The organism is Spiroplasma endosymbiont of Megaselia nigra, from assembly GCF_003987485.1.
In the GTDB taxonomy this organism is placed as follows: domain Bacteria; phylum Bacillota_I; class Bacilli_A; order Mycoplasmatales; family Mycoplasmataceae; genus Spiroplasma.
Genome location: NZ_RCOO01000253.1, coordinates 1 through 1356, shown reverse-complemented (window position 1 = coordinate 1356; position 1356 = coordinate 1). Strand labels below are relative to the sequence as shown.

The 1356-nt window shown below is 25.7% G+C and carries 2 protein-coding genes; both read left to right on the top strand.

Annotated features, from left to right (window positions below):
• Positions 1–219 precede the first annotated feature (219 nt).
• Entirely contained in the window at positions 220–990 is a 771-nt protein-coding gene (locus D9R21_RS06500; RefSeq protein ID WP_126821544.1) for a spiralin repeat-containing protein, read from the top strand.
• A 3-nt stretch (positions 991–993) separates the two neighbouring features.
• Positions 994–1356 (top strand): spiralin repeat-containing protein (locus D9R21_RS06495; RefSeq protein ID WP_148108880.1); only part of this gene is annotated, 363 nt, incomplete at its 3' end.

The following is a 1356-nucleotide window of genomic DNA, read 5'->3' as shown; positions in this document are numbered from 1 at the left end:
TCCGATGAATAATGCAAATAAATTTATGTTTTTTAATATAAAAATAAAAAAAACAATCTCACAAGAGTTGTTTTTTGCCGGTTCATCGTACAGGACGCCTAATGAATAATATATATAATGAAAAATTTTTCAATTTTTAATTGAAAAATTTTTTAATTCTTTTTTTGTTTATAATTAATTTAGAATAATGTACAAAAAATAAAAGGAGTTAGATTATTAATGAAAAAAATATTATTGATATTAACTAGTTTAGGAACTATAATATCACCTAGTTTTAATTTAATTGCTTGTAATCCGCCACAACAATATGAAAAAAATATTTTACAAACATTCCAAATTAATACTAACCATACAGGACCTGACATTCTTAATAATCTTCATACTTTTATGCAAACACGATATAATCTAAAGGAAGACCCAACAGCAGTTAAAATTGCTAAATATGAAATTTGATATAATAATAAAAATATTAATAACGACAAGACAACAACTGTTACTCGTGATAAAATTATTAATATTATTATTAAACTAGCACCTCCTGATAAAACAATTCAATTTGACCAACAAAATTTAGTTCAAGAAGGTTTTATTTTAGGTGGTACTTATAAAGTTAATATTAAAGTAACTGATGTCAATAAGCAGGATATTAAAACAGTAATTGTTAATGATTTAAAATTAGCAGCACATGAAGAGGAAACATATGCAGCTTTAAACAATGAGATAGAAATTTTAGAAGCAGTTCGAGATGCTATTAATAAACGCTTGTCAATTACTGCTTCAAATAATGACTTTGTTTTAACAAATGACCAAGTTCCACAAAATAAACAAGTTCCTAATACGATTATTACTTTTACAGTCACTGCGACAACAAGTAGTAGTTTAATTCAAGGCTCATTTACTTTTAATAGTATTTTATTAGCACGCAAAGATATTTCTAGTGTGGAAATTAACAAAATGTTAATTGTGCCAAATCCAAAGTTAACATATTAAGCGTTGAACCAAAATCCAGAAATATTAGATGCTATTATTGGTACCATTAATAATAAATTACAAATTACAATTACAACAAATGATTTTATTGTTACAAATGATCAAGAGGGTGATAAAAAACAAGAGCCAATTCAAAAAGTAAGTTTTATTGTTAAAGCAGCAGAAAGTAGTAATTTAATTAAGGGAATAGTTACTTTTACTGTTGAGCTGCAAAAATTAAATATAAGTTCAGTTACGATAGCAAAAATTGCTTTGATTGCCAATCCAGATGCTGATTATCAGGAATTAAATCGAGATGCTAATTTAATCAAGGAAGTAAGAAAAGCAATTGATACAACATTTTCAATTAATGTAACAGTTGCTGAT